Raw genomic sequence first — 19,438 nt, 5'->3', positions numbered from 1 at the left:
ATGAAGCGATTAACGAAGCTGATACACGGCGGTATGCCGGTTGATCCGCACACCGGCGCGGTCAGCGTTCCGATCTATCAGACCAGCACGTATAAGCAAGACGATGTTGGCGTGCACCGCGGCTATGAATATTCCCGCACGGGCAACCCTACTAGGCATGCTCTTGAGGAGCTCATCAAAGAGCTGGAAGGAGGCGCGCGCGGCCTTGCGTTCAGCTCCGGAATGGCGGCTATTCATACGGTGTTGTCCCGGCTGGATAGCGGCGACCACCTGCTTGTTACCGACGATGTTTATGGCGGAACGTTCCGGATTGTAACCAGGGTGCTTGCGCGGCTTGGCATTGAGGCGGACTTTGTGGATACGGCAGACTTGGAAGCGCTTGGCCGGGCCGTGCGGCCGAATACCAAAGCGTTACTCGTCGAGACGCCAACGAATCCGTTGCTCAAGTTGACGGATATTGCCGCAGTGTCGGCTTGGACGAAAAAGCATGGATTGTTGTTTATTGTAGACAACACCTTTGGCACGCCGTATTGGCAGACGCCTCTGGCGCTTGGCGCAGATGTCGTTGTCCATTCGGCAACGAAATACTTGGGCGGACACAGTGACGTAGTGGCGGGGCTGGTCGTTACGGCGGACGAGAAGCTGGGCGAAGAGCTGCATTATATTCAGAATGCCGTTGGCGGCGTGCTTGGTCCGCATGATTCATGGCTGCTGATTCGCGGCATGAAAACATTGGGACTTCGTATGGAAGCGCATGAAGCCAATGCCCGCGAGATTGCGGGATTTCTTGCCGGACACCCGGCAGTCGGGAAAGTCTATTATCCCGGCCTATCGGACCATCCGCAGCATGAGCTTGCGAAGCGGCAGGCGTTAGGTTTCGGCGGGATGATTTCCTTCGATGTCGGCAGCGCGGAGCGGGCGGCCGAGGTGCTGCGCAAGGTGAAGTATTTCACCCTTGCGGAAAGCCTTGGCGCCGTCGAGAGCCTCATCTCCGTCCCGGCCCGGATGACGCATGCGTCCATCCCGAAGGAACGAAGGGAGCTGCTTGGCATAACGGACGGCCTCATCCGCATCTCGGTAGGCATCGAGGACCGCGAAGATCTCATCGCCGACCTAGCTCAAAGCTTGGAATAATAATGAAGCTGCCGGGACAATTTCCGGCAGCTTTTTTTTCTGGCTCGACAGATCGACTTTTGCGATTAAATCCTGTTAGACATGTCTTCGCCTTGCGTTTACAAGCAATATGCTGGCAACGATAAGCGCCATGCCCGCCGTAAGGTTTATCGTCAAATGTTCATTCAGGAACAAAATGCTGCAAATGATGGAGACAACCGGGATGAGAAACGTGTACGAGCCGACCTTCGATGCCTCGCCGGAACCGATCAGCTTGAAATAGACGAGCCAACCAAACGCAATGACGAACACGGAGATGAACAGCGTGTCGTACAAGAAAGCCGCCGTCCAGTGCACTGTTGACCAGCTCTCGACAGTCGAGCCGTAAGCCGTCATGATGATCCCTCCAATCATGATCTGCATGGCGGTCATCCATAGCGAATCGACCTTGGCAGCCTGCCGTTTAATATAGACCGTGCCAAAGGCCCAGCTTAGCGCAGATCCCAAGGCAAGCAGAATGCCGAGTACCGAGATGCCTCCCTCCAATCCGCCGAGGCTCATCACGGCTACTCCGGCGAAGCCGAGCAGCAGGCCGACCATTTTGCGCGTATACATTCTCTCTCCCAGCCACATCCAAGCGAACAGTCCAAGAAGGACGGGCTGTAGGAATACGATCGCAGAGAATAGGCCTGCTGGCATGTATTGGAGCCCAACGGTTTGGAAGCCGTAGTAGAATACAATGCTTAAGAATGCGGACAGCACATAATACAGCCAAGTTTCCCGTAGCCGAAGCTGCTTCCATCGCGGCAGCGCGATCATAATAAGCAGCGCTCCTCCGATTAAGGTGCGAAGTCCGGCAAACAGAAGCGGCGGCGTAAACTTGAGCGCGTACTTGGATAAAGGCCAGTTAATTCCCCACATCAAGATGAGGAAGGCCAAATAGAATATGGTTTGCTTACGCGATAACGATCTCTCTGTCATGTAACGAATCTCTCCTTGTGTGAAGCTTAATCCGAATGATACACTAAATTTAAACATGATGAAAATGAATCTTTATCATAGGAGGCATATCATTAACGTTATGACACATACACAGATTAAGTTGTTCGCGAAGATAGCCGAGACGGGGAGTTTTACAAAAGCCGGCCTTGAACTGAATATGACGCAGCCTGCGGTAAGCAGGGCAATCTCCTCGCTAGAATCGGAGCTGGACATCCCGTTGCTGTTGCGCGACCGCCGGGGCGTGCAATTGACTGAAGCCGGCAAGCGAATCGTTGTGTTGTTCCGCGAGATTCTCGGCACCTTCGCTAAGGTCGATCAAGTCATTGCTGACGAGAAAGGACTTCAAGTGGGCACAATCCGCGTGGGAGCCTTTCCTGTGGCTGCTGCTCATTTCCTGCCCCGTATTATTAGCGCAATTGCCAAGCAGCATCCGAGCATCGAATTCGAGCTGCATGAAGGAAGCATCGACGAACTGAGAACTTGGCTGGAGACAAGAGTGATCGACGTTGCATTGCTCATTCCGCCAGACGGTGACTGGGAGACGATTCCGCTTTATCGGGAAAAAATGTTTGCCGTATTGCGGGAGGACCACCCGCTAAGCAGCCTGTCTATTGTTCCTGTCAAACAGCTCTCGACGGAACCGTTCATTACATGTAAAGCCGGTTATGAGCCGCCGATTACGGACCTATTCGAACGGGCGAGAGCCCATTTGAATTCAAAGTATATCGTTCAGAGCGTCAGCATGGCTCTCCATATGGCAGAGGAAGGACTCGGTTTTCCCATTCTGTCCGAGCTTGCGTTGAAGTCGCTCCCATCAGGGCTTGTGAAGCGAGAGCTTGAGCCAAATGCCTACCGCGATATTCGGCTTGCGGTTCCATCTATCGACGAGGCGTCTCACGCGGTCAAATTGTTTATTCGGACTGCTCTCGATTTGTTTCCCCCTTCTCTTGACCTCACATAAAGAGGTTGTGCAGAAGTTAACCTGCACAACCTCTTTATTCAAACGGCTCACTCCCAAAAGGATCTTTTGTTTTGATTTTTTTTGACAGGTTAAAGGCAAACGGAGTGTTTGTATGATTCTGTAGAAGCGGAGCGTTCGCTTTTGCTCGGGGATTCCTACTATATAACTCTGATTCAGAGGAATCCCCGAGCAATGGCGATCGGAAGAACATACAAACACGCAGTTTGCGCCTTAACCTAATCCCCAAAAAATTCAATCCAAAAAATCCTGACACCCCACCTAAAAAAATGCGCCGTGATAAAGCTCCATTATTTCGTTTACAATGTAGAAAACGGGCCGGAACGGCGGCCAAGGAGCCAAAGCGGATGCGATCTTTTTCCTTATCCTCGCTGCTTAGGCAGTACCGTCCCCGCAGGCTTCGTACCCGAATTCTGCTGGCTGTAGTGTTATTGTCGGTGCCGCCGCTTATCATATTAGGATACATTTCCTTTAATATCTCGAAAAATACGATCGTGCACAACCATTTGGACAACAACAAGAACAATCTGCAAACCGCCAGCGAAGTGGCGGATCTCCTCTTTCGGAACGTCATTAACATGCACCGACTTATTCTGGCGAACGATCAGCTTCGCGATGAATTAAAGGCGAGCGCGGCGGACGAAAGCCATGTGCTGGATGTCCGGACCGCCAACCGCCTGCAAAATCTCGTCGTGCGCAATTTGATCGATACCCGCCATATTGACTCGATCTGTTTATTTGACCGGGGCTTCCACTCGGTCTGTTACGGCAGCATGGAAGCGAATGCGGGCATTTATGACGACGAGACAAGCCGTTCAATGATCGGCCAGACGGATTGGTACAAGCGGGCGGAAGCGGCCAGCGGCAAAGAGGTTTTTTTCAGCTATAACGTTCTGCAATCCCTAAACGCCGGCGGTACGGGCACGTCCTTCTCCAGCGTGAAGCTGCTTCGCGATCCGGCAAGCTTCCGCGTCATCGGGCTGCTTATTATTAATTTGAAAAAAACGATATTCGAGCAAGCGATGGGCGATGACGGGGATTTTATCGTGCTGGATACAACCGGCGAGCAAACCCGCAGCGTGTATGCCCAGAATGATTCCATTACCCAAATGATCGACCGCGAGGTAGGCGAAGAAGGGGTGCTGCGCGAGCTGCATCAGCATGGCTATCTGACGGTGGGTTACCGCAACGCCACGACCAATTGGACTTTCCTCCATATCGTCAAAGCGAAAGTGCTGCTGCAAGATTCCAACCGGATCGGAACGGTGACTACCTTAATTGCTGGATTTATTGCGCTTATTGCGATTATCTTGTCTCTATTTGTATCGGGAAGCATTACCCGGCCGCTCTTGCAGCTGAAAAAAATGATGGTGGACTGGTCCAAAGGCTCAGGCGCTTCGGTCCAGGTAATCTCCTTCGAAGAAGATGAGGTCGGGGCGATTGGCGAGACGTTCCGCAAGATCTCTTCCGAGAACAAGCAATTAAACGAGAGGCTAATACACTCGCAATTAAAGGAGAGGGAAGCCGAGCTTAGAACGCTGCAGGCGCAGATTAAGCCTCATTTTCTATATAACACGCTCGATTCGATCTATTGGATGGCTATCTTGCAAAATAACGCGGATATCGCCAAGATGACGGTCGCGTTATCCGAAAGCTTCAAGATCAGCCTGAACAAAGGGAAAGAGACGATCCCGGTGTTCAAGGAGCTGCAGCATATCGAGCATTACATGACGATCCAGAACCTTCGGTATAAATCGCGCTTCCGATACATCGTAGACGTTGAGCAGGGGCTGATGAGCATAGAGATTCTGAAGCTGATCCTGCAGCCGCTGGTCGAGAACGCGATCTATCATGGTCTCGAGCCGAAGCTTGGCGAAGGGTCGATCCGCCTGACCGGCAGAATGGAAGAAGGCACGGCGATCTTTACGGTAGAGGATGACGGGGTTGGAATGGAGGATGTGCAAGTCACGGAGAACGGATACGGGCTGGTGAATGTCCGGGAACGCATCTTGCTCTATTACGGACATAGAAGTTCGCTAACGGTGAAGAGCGAACCGGGAGAAGGAACGGTCGTCGAGATCCGGTTCCGGCCAAATGAAATCAGAGAGGGTTGAGAGTCATGTTAAAAGCCGTTCTTTTTGACGATGAATATATCGTAACGCAAGGACTTCAAATGATGGTGGACTGGTCCCGTTACGGCATTGAGCTCGTTGGTACAGCCGCTGACGGACTCTCGGCGCTTGCGATGGTCCGGGAGCTTCAGCCCGATATTGTGATGACCGATATCCGAATGCCGGGGTTAACCGGACTCCAGCTTATTGAAGTGATTGCGATGGAGAAACCCGATACCGCTTGCATTATTTTTAGCGGATTTAACGAATTTGAATATATCCGCAAAGCTTTGAAGCTTGGCGTAATCGATTATTTGGACAAACCGATCACGCTCGAAAAAATCGACGAAGCCATCGGGCGGACCATAACCCGAATTGGCCATCAGCAGGAGCATACGCAGCTGAAGACGCAGGTTGCAGCGAACAAAGAAACTTTGCTCGAGAAAGCGGCGCTTGATCTGCTGCTGCAGGGCAAAGAAGCCGTTCCTGCTTGGAGAACGGCCTTTGGACTGGTCGAAGCCGATAGAGTCGTTGGCGTCACGGTCCTTGCCGCAACGGGCAAAGGAGAGTGGATGGAGGAGCATCCATCGTACAGGCCGGTTTCTTTTCCGTATGAGAAAGAGTGGGTCACCGTCATCTTTCATTACGAGCTGCCGGCCGATCAGCTGTGGGAGCAGCTAACGCTTCGTTCTCCCCATATGCAGGAGACGATTGGCTCGGGGCAGACTTACGGGGATCTCGGAGAAGCGGGAGCAAGTCTTAAGGAAGCGGTTCGCGCGCTGCGGTATGGCGTATTTCTGGAGGAGAAAGGATGGAACCGGTTCGAGCATGCGGAAGACAGCTTTCCTCACGGATTAACGGAATGCGAAGAAGAAATCGTATTTTGCATGCGAACGGGCAACAAAGAGGGATTGCTGCGCACGCTCGATGAGTATAAGCATTGCATGGAGGCTGAGCGGTTAAGTCCGGAGTCCGTCGAACAAGAGGTACTGAAGCTGGCTTATATCGGGTATCAGGTAGCGAAGGAGTCCGGCGGGGAGATGAAGCAGCAGACGAATGTAGCCTACCGGGAGCTTGGCGGGATGACATCCAGGGACAAGATGTTTGAATGGCTGCAGGAGCAGATGGAAATGTTCCTTAACTTTATGAAGGAAGACAAGCATGCAACCAAGCATAATGCCGTAGAGAAGGCGCTTGTCTATATCGAGCAGAATTACTTGCATTCCTTCACCTTGCAGGAAGTAGCGGATCATGTCGGCATGAACGCAACCTACCTCAGTCTGTTGTTCAAAGAAAAGGTAGGCACTTCTTATATCAAATACGTAACCAAGCTGCGGATGGAACAGGCGAAGATGCTGCTGCTAAAGGGCATGCTGGTCAACGATGTAAGCAAAAAGGTAGGGTATTACAACTACCGGCATTTCACCGAACTGTTCAAGAAGTATACCGGTCTGACGCCAGGACAGTTCCGCGAAGGACATGGCACGGGCAGCAGGCTGAGCGAACCGGCTCAGGAAGGCGGCGAGCATGAGCAATAGGCATTATGCAACGTTGGGGCTTTTTGCAGCCTTTTGTCTGCTTCTTGTATCGTGCTCAAACAGCAGCAAGTATAGCTCTGACGAACAAATTTCCGATCCGACGAGGGTCGTTCATTATGTCTCTTCCGATCTGGAGGATCAGCAGCCCCGGATCATTAGCGAACAGGCCCGCGATTACGAGAAGGCCCACCCGAGCATCAAATATGAATTCGAGAACGTAAGCACGTCGGATCTTGTGCAGAAAATCCAACTGCTTGCCGCTAGCAACGATTTGCCTGAGATATTCTCCTATGAGTCCGGAAGACCGCTCGAGCAGCTGGCCGATAACGGATTTATTTTGGACATTGAGAAGACGTTCCGCGAGCTGGGTTTGCAAGACGAATTAAACCCGGCGGCCGTCAAACTTCTGAAGTCGATGGTCCGCAACAAAGGGCTGTACGCGCTTCCGCTTGAGATTAATATCGAGGGGTTCTGGTACAACAAAGATCTGTTCGCGGAGTATGGATTAGCCGTACCGGAGACATGGGATGATCTTCTTCACGCGGCAGAGGTATTCAAGTCCCATGGCATCCAGCCGTTTGCGCTTGCGGGAGCGAATAAGTGGCCGATTACCCGACTAATTAACGGATATGTTATTCGCAAATACGGGTATGACGCCATGCAGCGCGTGGAACGCAAAGAGCTGAAGGTGACGGAGCCGGGATTTGTGGAAGCGGCCGCCGTCGTGCAGCAAATGGCGCAGCAAGGTTACTTCGGCAAGTATGTGAATACGACGGAGACAGACGAAGCATCCGCGTTGTTTCTGGACGGAAAAGTCGCGATGTTCTATACCGGAAGCTGGAGCTTGAGGGATTTCAACAGTCCGATCAAAAATAAAATCGGCACGGATGCCATCGGTTTGTTCAACATCCCGTTAGTAGACGGTGGTGCGGGGACCAAGGATGACTGGCTGATGAATGCCGGGCTGACTACGTCATTGTCGGCGGCTTCCTATGATGACACGATGAAGGATTGGCTCAAGGCGGTATTCACCGGTTATGGCGATAAAGCGATGGAGGAAAACGGTGTTATTACCGGCTTTAACGTGCAGAACATGCCGCCTAATGTGCCGAAGCTTACGCAAATGGCGCAGCAGACGATCGACAACGTAAAAAACGGCACTTTGTGGTTTGAGGCTTTATTTGATCCCGATACGCAGACGATTGCCTGGAACAATGCCCAGCTGCTGATTGCGAGCAAGGACTATACGCCCGAGATGTATATGCAGGATTTGCAGGCGGCACTGGATAAGCAGCAATAAGCAGCAATAAAGTCGAAACGGAAAATCCCGCAGACCTGACCCGGTTTGCGGGATTTGTTGCTTTTGTCAGCCTTTAACCGCGCCGGCCGTCATGCCGGCAACGATTCGTTTGTTGAAGAAGATAAACAGAATTAGCGGCGGAAGCGAGATCAGAATAATGTCCGCGAACAGCAGGTTCCAGGATGTATTGTACATGCTGGTGAAGTTGTACAAGGTCAGCTGAATCGTGGCGTTCTTCGCTCCCGGGAAGAAGTACAGCGGATTAACAAAGTCGTTGTAGATCCCGACGGATGACAACACGATTACCGTTGAGGTTACCGGCATCAGAAGCGGGAAGACCATCTGGAAGAACATTCGCGTGCTGCCGCAGCCGTCCACGATCGCCGCTTCGTCAATCTCCCGGGGGATTGTCGCCATAAAGCTGCGGTACAGCATCACGGCGAAGGATATTCCAAGCGCAACCTCGACCAGCACGATGCCGGTCATCGTCTTGAACAGATGGATCGAATCCAGCACCCAAATCGTAGGCACAACAGAAGGCGGGATCATGAGGCCGGCCATCACCAGGAATTGAATGATGCCGGACCAACGGTCGTTGCGGCGCTGCAGCACGTAACCGGTCATGGCGCTGACGACTATGAGGACCGCGATCGACAGCAGCGTAATAAGCGTACTGTTTACGAAGGAACGGACAACCATATGGTCTTGGGCGATGAGAACATCCTTGTAATTCGACCACTGGAGGGACGCCGGCCAGCTTAGATCAAGCAGACTGGCTTCGGTTTTGTTTTTGAGCGAGTTGATAATGACAAACAGGAACGGGATCCAGAAGATCACAACGGACAACAGAATCGCAATGGCTTCGAAAATAAGCCGTTTGGTGCCTTTCAGCTTCATTACAGGTCCACCTCCCGTTTCGACAACAGCTTAAGCAGCGGGAAGGCCAGCAGAGATACGCCGATAAACAATATAACGTTGCCCGCCGTCGAGAGGCCGTAGAAGCCGCCTTGATATTGTTTATAAATAATAGAAGCGATCAGGTCCGTGCTGAAGCCAGGGCCGCCTTTGGTCATCGCCCACACAAGGTCGAAGGAACGCAGTCCTCCGATAAAGGCGAGAATAATGACGGAGTTCATAGCCGGAGCAACGAGCGGATTCGTAATGTGCCGGAACCGGTCCCAAGCATTGCCGCCGTCGATCTGAAGCGCTTCGTAATAGTCTTCGGGAATGGACATAATGCCCGCGATAAAAATAACGGTAGCCATGCCGACGCCTTTCCATACGTCAACGAAAGCGACGGAGAGCAGGGCGATACTGGTATCGCCAAGCCAGTCGGGGCCAACAATGCCCGCAAGCGAGAGGCTTTTGTTAATGAGACCTTGCGTCGGGTGCATCATGCTGCTGAACGCGATGCCGACGGCAATCGTCGAGAGCAGAGTAGGGAAGAACACAACGGAACGAAGGTAGCCTTTGATCCGAAGACCGGATGTCAGCGCAACCCCCAGCAATAATCCAAACACGACCTTGAGGCCGCAAGTGACAACCGCATAAATCAAGGTGTTGCGGAAGCCGATATTAAGCGATGACTCCGAGAAAAAGGTTTTGTAGTTGTCGAAGCCGATATAATCCCAATCCACCAAATCCCATCTCGTCATGCTGAAGAAGAAGGACATAATGGTCGGCAAGAGGAACAATACGAAATAGATAATGCCTGCGGGCAACAAAAACTTGTACGTATACACTCGTTTATAAGTCTTTGTTAGGGATGCCTTCTGCATGGTGAATCTCTCCCATCTAACTATCTTTGCAAATAGCCCCGACCTGCCTTGAGGAGCAGGGCAGGGCTCTTCTACTGTGATTTCCACATCAGATAAATGCTTTTATTTACCAGCCGGAAATGCCCAGCTGCTTCGCTTGTTTCTCCACGTCTTTGTCATAAGCCTTGGCGTTGTCCTCAGGCGACTTCATGCCCGCGCCAACTTCAACGGTCAGCTGCGGCAAGCTTGGTCCTTTAAGCGGGGAGAGGAACTCGAGCGCCGGCGCGTTTTTGCTGTTGTCGAAGTAAGGCATCATTTCTTTTACGCCAGCATAAGCGTCATCCGGCAGCGTTGCGCCTTTGATGACATAAGGACCTTCGGGTTTCGCTTTGGTTGCCAGAATAGCCATGCCGTCCGGCGAAGCGAAGAAGTTGATCCATTTTTTCGCGGCTTCCACGTTCTTGCCGTCTTTGTAGATGGCGATACCGGCTGGCATCCATACGGTCAGAGCGGTTTTGTCCGCGCTGTCGGCAGGTTGGGCGAATACGCCGATGTCGTCGATCTTATCCGGGTATGTCGCGAAAATATTCGAGAGCGCAAATGTCAGCATCGGATACTGCACGCCCGTACCGTCCACGAGCATCTTAAGCGCTTGGTCATACGTCGTTGCCAGGTAGTCCTTATTCATGTAATCCTTCATCTCGGCAAGCTTCTGGAAGCTGCGGAGCGCTGCCGGCGTATCGGCGAATTTCGCTTTGTTATTGGTGAAATCGTCCGCAAACGTTGGAGCGTCCCCTTGCACGTTAGCGTAGTCGGCGAGCACGATCAGCTGAGAAGTCCAGCTGTCTTTGTAGGAGCCGATGACGGCTGTTTTGCCAGCGGCTTTAATTTTGTCGCTGTTCGCTTTCAGCTCATCCCATGTAGTCGGAACGGACAAGCCAAGCTCGGCGTACGCTTTTTTGTTATAGAGCCAAGCGCCTGCTTGCGATGCGCCGCTAGGTGCCGCATACGTTTTGCCGTCTACGCTGACCGTTGGCAGGAAGGAATCCATCACGTTTTGCATAAACGGTTCGCTGGTCAGATCAAGGAAATACTTCTCCGGCTGCAGCGCCTTGAACAGGGAACCGGAGTTGTAGAAGCTCAGGTCATCCATTTCGCCGGTTGCCAGTCTCGTCTTCACCAGGTTGTCGCCTTCGTCTCCGCCCGGGCGGAGGTCGAATTCGGTCTTGATGTTGTAGCGTTTCTCGATTTCGTCGGCTACCGCTTTAATGCCTTCGGTCGAAGTTTGGTTGTCGATCATCAGCTTCAGCGTAACCGGCTTCTCATAGCGTTCGGAAGAGGCGTCATTCGAAGCTGCCGGAGATTCGGCCGCCGCGGTCTGGCTTGCTTCAGGGGATTTGCTTGCGTTAGCGTTTGCCGCGTTGCCGTTATTGTTGTTGCTGCCGCATGCCGTCAAAGCTGATGTGAGGAGCACGGCTCCCGTCAGAGCGAGAATTGTTTTTTTTCTAGTGTGTGCCATTCAGATATACCCTCCTTGTTATGTTCGAGCGTCATCTCAATCTGCCTTATATGTGGTTGCGATTGTGGTTGTAGCGGGGTTCCGGAGCCCTGTGGACCTAAGTGTAAAGGCTTACATAATGGTTTGGTAAGCGCCGCTTTTTTTGGCTCCTGTCGGATTTTTTTTGACGGTGGCGCAGCGGCGCGGGGTTTCGCGGGATGACCCAAATTAATCGTACATGGGACCTAAAAATCGCTGACGCGCATGGATGTGGCATCCTGAAAAAAACGGATACCTATCCAAAAAGGCCGGCTATTGTTGAAAGCGAGGGGAGCGCATACGATGTAGGTAGAAGACAAGGCAATGGAAACCGGGAGGGAAATATTCGTGCTAATGAATCAAATGATGGTCGATAAAGCGGAAGCCTTAATACCTGAATTAAAGACTTGCGAAGTTGAACCGGAAGCCGTTGTGGATATCGTGGCCGATGAGGCGGCTTTTCAGAGCTGGCGGGTAGATCGGGCGGAAGATCAGGCTTGGAAGGAGCGCGTGCTAGGAAAAGGAGATAGCTTGATCCTGGACTTTGGCGATCATCTCGTCGGATATATCAGCTTAAAGGTGAAGCCCGTAGGCAGTCCGCCGGATGCGCCGCTGAAGATTAAGCTGACGATTGGAGAGATGCCATGCGAGATTGCGGAGCCGTTTGAATCGTATGACGGGTGGCTGAGCAGCTCCTGGCTGCAGGAGGAGACGATCTTTGTGGATGTGCTTCCTGCGGAAATCAAGCTCCCTAGAAGGTATACGTTCCGTTATGTGAAGGTGGATGTGCTGGATACTTCGAAAAAATATAACGTATCGTTCGAAAACGTTAGTTGCACCGCAGTAACGTCCGGCGATGTTTCCGGCGTGGCATCGCTGCCTGATAGTTTGCCTGCTGAGCTGGCCGAGATGGACCGGATTGCGATCAAGACGCTGCAGGATTGCATGCAGACCGTCTTTGAGGATGGACCAAAGCGGGACAGGCGGCTGTGGATCGGAGACCTGCGGCTGCAGGCGCAAGCGAATTATTTGACGTTTGACAAACATGATCTGGTAAAGCGATGCCTGTATTTGTTTGCCGGCATGCGGCTTGAGGACGGAGCGGTTGGCGCATGCGTGTTCGAGAAGCCGCATGCGCACGCGGACGATACGCGGCTATACGATTATGCGCTGTTTTTTGTAGCTTGCCTGTACGATTATTATGAGGCTTCCAAAGATCGGGAGACGCTTGAAGAACTGTGGCCGATTGCGATGAAGCAGCTGGAGATTGGCGCTCAGAGGCTGGATGAGCGGGGAATCGTGCGCGATGACGAGACCTGGTGGAGCTTTATCGACTGGCATCCGGAGCTGAACAAGCAGGCGCCATCGCAAGGCGTATTTATTTATTGTCTGAAGCGGGGACTGGAATTAGCTCGATTGGTCGGACAGCCGGATCGGGAGAAGGACATCGAAGAGCTTATTAAGCGGGTGGCTGACGCGGCTGTTGCCCATCTGTGGGATGAGGAAGCAGGCTTTTTCGTAAGCGGAGTTGACCGGCAAGTCTCTTGGGCATCCCAAATTTGGCTCGTGCTGGCTGAAGTGTTGCCGGTTGAGGAGAATACCGCTTTATTGAGCCGGTTATTGGAAGAGCGGCCGGCAATCGGGATGACTACGCCGTATATGTACCATCATCTGATCGAAGCTTTATTCTCGGTTGGCGATTCCGAGAAAGCGGTCAAGCAAATGCAGGCCTATTGGGGCGAAATGATGAGGGACGGCGCGGACACGTTCTGGGAGCTGTACAATCCCGAGGACAAAAAGCAGTCGCCTTACGGCAGCAACCTGATCAACAGCTACTGCCACGCTTGGAGCTGCACGCCGACTTATTTTATCCGCAAGTATTTGGTGTAGTAGCAGGCTTTTTGCCTGCTACAGACCTGTCGGTCCGCTTGACTGGCGCCGAATGGTCCTGTAGCAGGCTTATTGCCTGCTACAGACCTGACGGGCGGCACATCTGGCGCCGAATGGCTCTGCAGCAGGCTTTTTGCCTGCTACAGACCTGGCGGGCCCGCACATCTGGCGCCGAATGGCCCTGTAGCAGGCATTTTGCCTGCTACAGACCTGTCGGTCCGCTTGACTGGCGCCGAATGGTCCTGCAGCAGGCATTTTGCCTGCTACAGACCTGTCGGGCCCGCTCGGGGACAAGCCGTATTTTCCCAAGCTGCGGCGCAAAGGCATAGATAGAGAGCAAATAGAGCTGTCCCCAAGATTGCCCATAACGAGCGGTGATCTGGAGACAGCTCTATTCAATTAACGGCGGCGAAACGCCGTCGTATTAATAACGCCGTACCTGAACAGCAGCTTGCTGCCGAGCCAGCCGACGATCCGGTCGGTGACAAAGCCCATCAGACCAAGGCTGATCAAGCCTACAAAGATCCAATCCGTACGGAAGTACAAGCGGGAGTTCCAGATGAGGAATCCCACCCCTTCGTTCGCCGCAATCATCTCTGCGCCAATGATCGCCATGTACGAGGTTCCCATAGCAAGACGGATGCCGGTGAAAATATAAGGGGTAGTAGCCGGGATAACAACATGGAGCAATATCTGCCATTCGGACGCCCCCATGCTGCGGGCCGAACGTATGCGGTCCTCTTCGATAGCGAGCACGCCGGTCAACGTATTAATGATGACGATAAACAAAGTTGCGTACATGATTAGGGCGATTTTCGACTGCTCTCCAATCCCGAACCACACCAGGAACAAAGTGATGAACGCAATTGGAGGGATGAAGCGGACGAAGTTCAGGAACGGCTCCGCAAACACGCGGATAGCCGTTACTTTGCCGATGGTCAGCCCAATCGGAATCGCGAGGAGACTGCCCAAAGCCCAGCCCGCAAATACCCGGTAAAAGCTAATGCCGATGTAGCGCATAAGCGAACCGTCGCTAAGTAGCTCCCGCGCCCCTTGCCAGGTAGCGGCTGGACCCGGAATAATCTCGGGGCCATAAATCCAGGCGCCGATCTGCCAGACGATGAAGGTGATGATCCAGAGGAGGGGAATGGTTACCCATTTCTTGTGCAAAAGTTTCATGGATACATGCCTCCTTCCAGCTCGGCGTCAAAGTGGGACTGGATATGGCGCTGCAGCTCGTTCAGCGAAGGGGAAGCCGGGTCGCGCGGATAACCAATCGGCACTTGATAGATGCTGGAGATTCGGGCGTTAGGTCCAGTAGACATCACGGCGATGCGTTGTCCAAGCAGCAGAGCTTCCTGGATATCGTGGGTAACGAAAATAACCGTCTTGCCGGTTTCCCGCCAAATCTGGCTTAGCTCCTTCTGCATGATCCGTCTTGTCATGGCATCCAAAGCGCCAAACGGTTCATCCATCAGTAGGATGGCCGGATCATTGGCTAACACGCGGGCAAGCTGAACGCGTTGCTTCATGCCGCCGGACAATTCGCGCGGGAATTTGCTCTCGTGGCCGAACAATCCGACGAGCCGGATATACCGGTCCGATATTTCCTGGCGCTGGTCCTTTGGCATCTTTTTCATCTTCAATCCGAATTCAACATTTTGCCTTACCGTTAACCATGGGAACAAGGAAGAGTCCGCCTGCTGGAAGACTACCGCTCTTTCCTTGCCCGGCTTGTCGACCTCGTCGTTCCCGACGCGCAAGCTGCCCCCGGTCTTGGAGACGAACCCCGCGATCATGTTAAGCAATGTTGATTTGCCGCAGCCGCTTGGGCCAAGAAGGACGAAGAACTCTCCGCCTTTCACAACAAGATCAATGTCTTTGATGATGTAGTGCAGGGAGCCGCTGCTGCCCGGCTTAACATCGGAGTAGCTTTTATTCAACCGTTCAATGGTAATCGTATTTGGAGATGGACTTGTATTTAACATCTGTCATCTCTCCTTTATTTCGAGTAGGTGAACTGGTCCGGTACCGCTTGCTGCACGGCGTCCAGGCTCAACTTATCGGCAAGATTGAAGTCGTTTTGGATAATGCCGGCGCCTACCATATAGTTCTTCTGATTGGTCAAGCTGTCGAACGATTGCTGGGTGAAGCCGATCTTCCAATTGTTTGTCGCCAAGTCCCGGATCGTCGCTTCCTTCGGCTGCTTCGTTTCTTTGAACAAAATGTCGGCCGTTTCGTCCGGGTTAGCCGCGATAAACTTCGAGGTTTCGTCCAAGGCCTTCAGGAAATTGGCAATCGCCTGCGGATGATCCTCAATCAAGGAGTTTGGGGCGATGATGGTGCCGCCGATACGCACGGAGGTTTTGGACATGTCGGTCAATTCATGAACGCCTTCAATGGCTTTGAATTTGTCGATAAGCGTTGCGCCTACGACCCAGCTGGCGTCGATTTCGCCTTTTTTCAGAGCCACGTAAGCTTCGTCGAACCCGCCTTGGCCAATCTCCTTCGTGTCTGCGGCAGCTATCCCGTTATCCTTCAAATAGACATCCCACAAATAGGGGAGGAAGGTACCGCGCAACGTACTTAGTTTCTTGCCCTTCAGGTCGGCAGCCGACTGAATGTCATCCCGCACAAAAAGCTTCCATTGCGCGGCCGACGCTTCCGTATCCGTGCCAGTTGCTCCTATAATGGAGAATTCGCCTTTGCTCACGGCATTCAGCGACGGAAAGTCCGCGCCCCAACCGATATCAGCCTGCTTGATGAACAACGAGTTAATGCCTTCCGCAGGCGTAGCAAACGTAATGATCTCGGCATCAATGCCGTATTTCTCGAGAAAGCCTTTGTTCTTAGCGACGCGGAATACCGGATTGGTTGAGGTGTCGGCGATCTTGATCTTAATCGGATCGGCTGCCGCTTCCGACTGCTTGTTGCTTGCGGTGTTGGCATTAGCGGCTGCCGGCTTATTGTCCTTGCCGCCGCATGCGGCAAGGGTGAAGGCGAGAATGGCTATTGTTGCAAGAATACCGAACTTTTTCATCGCTTTTCCCCCCTTAGCTTTCCTCTTGAGATTGACCTGGTTTTTCAACCGTTGTCGCTACGCAAAACGCGCCTTCGCCGTAAGCTTCCGTTCCGGCAACCTCAACATAGGAGTGGACTCCTCGGGGAGCAGCACCCGGCACGCGGTAATCCGCAACGTCGAGGGGAAGGATGGCTTCTTCGGACGGCTTCTCCAGTTGAGGCACCCACTCGTAAGGGACCCGGTAAGCGCGGTAAACCATGTTGGCGTTGATTTTGTTTTTATAGGGAGAGATGTATTCCCACACTAATTCATGCTCGCTCGTTACTTCGAAAATCCGGCCGTCCGCGCCCTCGGTAATGAGCGTATTGCCGTTAGGGAGACGTTGCGCCGAGCTGATATAAGGGCTGTAGAACCGATAAGAATCAAGCGGAGCCATAAATCCGGCTTCCGTTGGCGTGTATTGCCATTCAATCTCAAGCGTGACCGGATTGATCTCGAGAATACGGGAATGGTCCCGAACCGCGTTCTTAATTCCGTAAGGAGAAGCGGGGTTAGGCAGACCGTAACCGCCCCAGCCGCCGTTATCGAATACAAGCAGATTGCCTTCGCCCGGCAAGCCTTGCGGGATGATATGGGCATGATGCTGACCGATAATCCAGCCTAGATGCTTCACTTCCGGCTTCGAGTAATCCGGACCTAGCTGCCATACGATCCGGCCGGTCTGGCGGTCCGTAATCGCGATAATATTGGATTCCCGGGCATCCCAAATGATATTGTCCGGATGGAACCGCTCGTCGCCGGCGTCATAGAACTTGTTGGGACCTACCCAAGAAGCCGAGTTGATATGCATCCAGTCGCCGCCGGTATTGCCGCCGAAGTGACGGCCGTTTGGATCGCGGAACAGGACGTTTTTGGCTGCTTCGTCAAAACCAAGCTCTTCGAAATGGTCGCTTACCGCCCATTGCCAGAGGATATTGCCTTCCCAGTCTACTTCGATAATAACGTCATCAAGCAGCACTTTATCGGAGATCTCGGGTTTCGTAACATTGCGGTGAGCAAGAATGAGGGTACGCCCGCCATTGGTTTGCGGCTCCTGGCCCGGAGCATAATAGCCGACCGGATTGCCTTCGCGCTGGTAATCATGATGCGCGCGAGCCATCCACTCCGGCTCATATCCGGGATCCTCTATGTATTCGAGGCGGTTGAATTTCCATACGATATTGCCGTCCCAGTCCACCTGCACAAGATCGGCCTCGTCCTGGAAGCCGTATTTCGGATCGCGTTCCTTCGTGCTGCCTACCACATGACCGCCAGGCAGAATTTTGTTAGGGAAGCCGCGCAGCCCTTTCCACAGATGAACTTCTTTGCCGTTCATATCAATAAGTAATGCGCCGACATTGGCCGCTTGGAATATGGTATAGCCGCTCCATGCTTTCTCTGGCAAATAAACGGTAGCTCCGGTTGGATAAATAGTGGGATGTCCCATGTTCAACACTCCTAAAAAAGTATTTTTGGATTAAATAGATTAATAATTCAGAAAATAATTGTTTTTAGCCGGTGGCGACGGCACGGTTTTGGACTCCGGCACCTGTTTTAATTGTTGCTCGTACTCTTGAACCATCGCCATGTAACGTTCCGAGAACCCTTCGAGATTGGCATAGATTCTCTGGAACATTTCTTTCTGGGCTGCGAGATCTTCCTCGTTAAAATTGCCAAAAATAAGGCCCACTCCGCGTTTTCCGAGTTCTGGATAACGATTCAGCAGCTGTCTGCCTTCCTCTGTAATGTCGAGCCATACGTTTCTCCGGTCACCTTCTAGCCGCCGCCGCTGCGCGAAGCCCTTAGCTTCAAGCTTGTCGCATAGCGCCGTGATCGCGCCGGAGGTCAAATCCAGCTGCTCCGCGAGTTCTCCAAGCTTTTGCATGCCACCGAGCTGAATGCTGCGAAGGATTAGCAAGCCGGGCAGGGCGATGTCCTCAACGGAAATTTTGTCGCGCTCCTTCACGAATCTGCGTACCATTCGCCTAAATAGCCAATCATTCTCTTCCATTTGAGCTGTCAAATCTGCCATGTTTGCTTGTGGTTACCTCCTAAAGGGCTTGATATAGAGCCACTCGTGATGAAAACAAAAAAGGCCGCAACAGACGTCCCGTGATCAGGTACGTGAGTTGGGCCTTTGGTTATCCAATCGGCTTTATTCAATTCGTTGAACGTTAAAAGAATGAACGTTAAAGGATGATGGATTGATATTAACCCGATAATTCCGACAAGTCAAGTGGTATTTAAAAAATAATTCAAGTTTTATGCATGTCCCTGAATTGAAGCGGGGTCATACCCTCCTGATCGCGGAAGCATTTGCCGAAGTAGCTGGTCTGGGAGAAGCCCGTCTCCAAAGCGATGAGTTTAATGGACAAGCCGGTGGAAGCAAGCAGCCGTTTCGCTTGCAAGATGCGGGATTCTACAAGGAAATCGGAAAAAGACTTGCCCATGGTCTGATTAAATTTGCGGCTGAAATAATGCGGGCTATACCCGGCGATAGCCGCGGCCTGCTCGAGCGTGAAAGGTTGGTTGCAGTTGGCTCTAACGTAATTGGCTGCTGCGCGGATCTTGTCCGCCGCGTGTTGAACCGACACGTTAAGCTGGCTGGCGGTCGTTTGAATCCGGGTTAGCAACTCGTATAGCGTAGAAGCAGCCGCGTATTCATCGTCTACCTCGTACGTTCGCCCAAGATCCAGCAGACGATCTATTAAACCTTCGATAGGAGCGAGATCGGTTAATTGGAAGAGCCATGGCTCATCTAATCCTTTGCCATCCAGCAGCTCTTCCAGGCGCATGCCAAAAAAATGCACCCACCTGATATCCCAAGGATCGCGAACATCCGAATGGTATTGTTGTCTAAGGCCGGGGCCGTATAAAAAACCTTGGCCTTGCGTCAGCTCGTAAGTGATGCCGTCCGTGTACAGATAGCCTTTTCCGCTAAGCACGATATGCAAATTGTAGTAGCGGTCCAGGTTGTTCTCGGTTGTGGCAAATTCCCGGTTGACGGCATGTTCGGGGAAATCACCGTATCCGCCGATGAAGTCGGGAAAGCAGCTATGCCGCTGAAAAATCGGCTTCGGTAGGAAGATATGTTCTTTCATTGCGCACCTCTCGGAAAACAATATTTTTATACACTATTTATTTGAGGGA

General features: G+C 52.4%; 17 protein-coding genes. 7 read left to right on the top strand and 10 right to left on the bottom strand.

What is annotated here, in order from left to right; translation table 11 throughout:
- Positions 1–1,134, top strand: coding sequence for a bifunctional cystathionine gamma-lyase/homocysteine desulfhydrase (locus QQK89_RS02385; protein WP_284236814.1), 1,134 nt, complete (start codon positions 1–3; stop codon positions 1,132–1,134).
- A 75-nt stretch (positions 1,135–1,209) separates the two neighbouring features.
- Here QQK89_RS02385 and QQK89_RS02380 read toward each other — a convergent pair whose 3' ends face one another.
- Positions 1,210–2,094 carry a DMT family transporter gene (locus QQK89_RS02380; protein WP_284236812.1) on the bottom strand — a complete coding sequence of 295 codons (885 nt, stop codon included), beginning with the start codon at positions 2,092–2,094 and terminating at the stop codon, positions 1,210–1,212.
- A gap of 100 nt (positions 2,095–2,194) precedes the next feature.
- On the opposite strand from QQK89_RS02380, the gene QQK89_RS02375 reads away from it, so the two are divergent.
- The 4 genes from QQK89_RS02375 (at position 2,195) to QQK89_RS02360 (ending at position 8,043) form a co-directional block, all read left to right on the top strand.
- The gene (locus QQK89_RS02375) at positions 2,195–3,076 is read left to right on the top strand and encodes a LysR family transcriptional regulator (protein WP_284236811.1); all 882 of its coding nucleotides are present in this window, start codon (positions 2,195–2,197) and stop codon (positions 3,074–3,076) included.
- Positions 3,077–3,441: 365 nt separating this feature from the next.
- Complete coding sequence (locus QQK89_RS02370) at positions 3,442–5,208, top strand: sensor histidine kinase (protein WP_284236810.1); 1,767 nt, start codon at positions 3,442–3,444, stop codon at positions 5,206–5,208.
- A gap of 5 nt (positions 5,209–5,213) precedes the next feature.
- Complete coding sequence (locus QQK89_RS02365; protein ID WP_284236809.1) at positions 5,214–6,743, top strand: response regulator transcription factor; 1,530 nt, start codon at positions 5,214–5,216, stop codon at positions 6,741–6,743.
- On the top strand, positions 6,733–8,043 hold the full coding sequence (locus QQK89_RS02360; RefSeq protein ID WP_284236808.1) for an ABC transporter substrate-binding protein: 1,311 nt from the start codon (positions 6,733–6,735) through the stop codon (positions 8,041–8,043). The genes QQK89_RS02365 and QQK89_RS02360 overlap by 11 nt, the downstream gene beginning before the upstream one ends.
- Positions 8,044–8,109: 66 nt before the next feature.
- On the opposite strand, the gene QQK89_RS02355 is transcribed toward QQK89_RS02360, so the two are convergent.
- The 3 genes from QQK89_RS02355 to QQK89_RS02345 all read right to left on the bottom strand — a co-directional run bounded on the left by QQK89_RS02355 (position 8,110) and on the right by QQK89_RS02345 (position 11,319).
- Positions 8,110–8,940, bottom strand: coding sequence for a carbohydrate ABC transporter permease (locus tag QQK89_RS02355; protein WP_284236807.1), 831 nt, complete (start codon positions 8,938–8,940; stop codon positions 8,110–8,112).
- Positions 8,940–9,821: a carbohydrate ABC transporter permease gene (locus QQK89_RS02350; protein WP_284236806.1), complete on the bottom strand. Its 882-nt coding sequence runs from the start codon at positions 9,819–9,821 to the stop codon at positions 8,940–8,942. The genes QQK89_RS02355 and QQK89_RS02350 overlap by 1 nt, the downstream gene beginning before the upstream one ends.
- Positions 9,822–9,927: 106 nt before the next feature.
- Complete coding sequence (locus QQK89_RS02345; RefSeq protein WP_284236805.1) at positions 9,928–11,319, bottom strand: ABC transporter substrate-binding protein; 1,392 nt, start codon at positions 11,317–11,319, stop codon at positions 9,928–9,930.
- Positions 11,320–11,691: 372 nt separating this feature from the next.
- Here QQK89_RS02345 and QQK89_RS02340 point away from each other — a divergent pair, with 372 nt between their 5' ends.
- Both QQK89_RS02340 and QQK89_RS02335 read left to right on the top strand, forming a co-directional pair.
- A complete protein-coding gene (locus tag QQK89_RS02340) occupies positions 11,692–13,227 on the top strand; it encodes a sugar hydrolase (RefSeq protein WP_284236946.1) in 1,536 nt (511 codons plus the stop codon).
- Positions 13,228–13,299: 72 nt separating this feature from the next.
- The gene (locus QQK89_RS02335; RefSeq protein WP_284236804.1) at positions 13,300–13,560 is read left to right on the top strand and encodes a hypothetical protein; all 261 of its coding nucleotides are present in this window, start codon (positions 13,300–13,302) and stop codon (positions 13,558–13,560) included.
- Between the two features lie 66 nt (positions 13,561–13,626).
- Here the strand turns inward: QQK89_RS02335 and QQK89_RS02330 are convergent, their stop codons facing one another.
- From QQK89_RS02330 to QQK89_RS02305, 6 genes are all read right to left on the bottom strand, one after another.
- The gene (locus QQK89_RS02330; RefSeq protein WP_284236803.1) at positions 13,627–14,406 is read right to left on the bottom strand and encodes an ABC transporter permease; all 780 of its coding nucleotides are present in this window, start codon (positions 14,404–14,406) and stop codon (positions 13,627–13,629) included.
- On the bottom strand, positions 14,403–15,215 hold the full coding sequence (locus QQK89_RS02325; RefSeq protein ID WP_284236802.1) for an ABC transporter ATP-binding protein: 813 nt from the start codon (positions 15,213–15,215) through the stop codon (positions 14,403–14,405). Before QQK89_RS02325 ends, QQK89_RS02330 begins: the two co-directional genes overlap by 4 nt.
- Before the next feature lie 14 nt (positions 15,216–15,229).
- Entirely contained in the window at positions 15,230–16,267 is a 1,038-nt protein-coding gene (locus QQK89_RS02320; RefSeq protein ID WP_284236801.1) for an ABC transporter substrate-binding protein, read from the bottom strand.
- A 13-nt stretch (positions 16,268–16,280) separates the two neighbouring features.
- The gene (locus tag QQK89_RS02315) at positions 16,281–17,735 is read right to left on the bottom strand and encodes an aryl-sulfate sulfotransferase (RefSeq protein ID WP_284236800.1); all 1,455 of its coding nucleotides are present in this window, start codon (positions 17,733–17,735) and stop codon (positions 16,281–16,283) included.
- A gap of 39 nt (positions 17,736–17,774) precedes the next feature.
- Positions 17,775–18,320: a MarR family transcriptional regulator gene (locus QQK89_RS02310; protein WP_284236799.1), complete on the bottom strand. Its 546-nt coding sequence runs from the start codon at positions 18,318–18,320 to the stop codon at positions 17,775–17,777.
- A 223-nt stretch (positions 18,321–18,543) separates the two neighbouring features.
- Complete coding sequence (locus QQK89_RS02305) at positions 18,544–19,389, bottom strand: helix-turn-helix domain-containing protein (protein ID WP_284236798.1); 846 nt, start codon at positions 19,387–19,389, stop codon at positions 18,544–18,546.
- Positions 19,390–19,438: the final 49 nt, after the last annotated feature.

Origin of the sequence: Paenibacillus glycanilyticus, from assembly GCF_030161375.1 — a bacterium.
Lineage (GTDB): Bacteria > Bacillota > Bacilli > Paenibacillales > Paenibacillaceae > Pristimantibacillus > Pristimantibacillus glycanilyticus_B.
The sequence above is the reverse complement of the archived record's forward strand: the minus strand, read 5'-3'. Positions and strand labels throughout refer to the sequence as shown.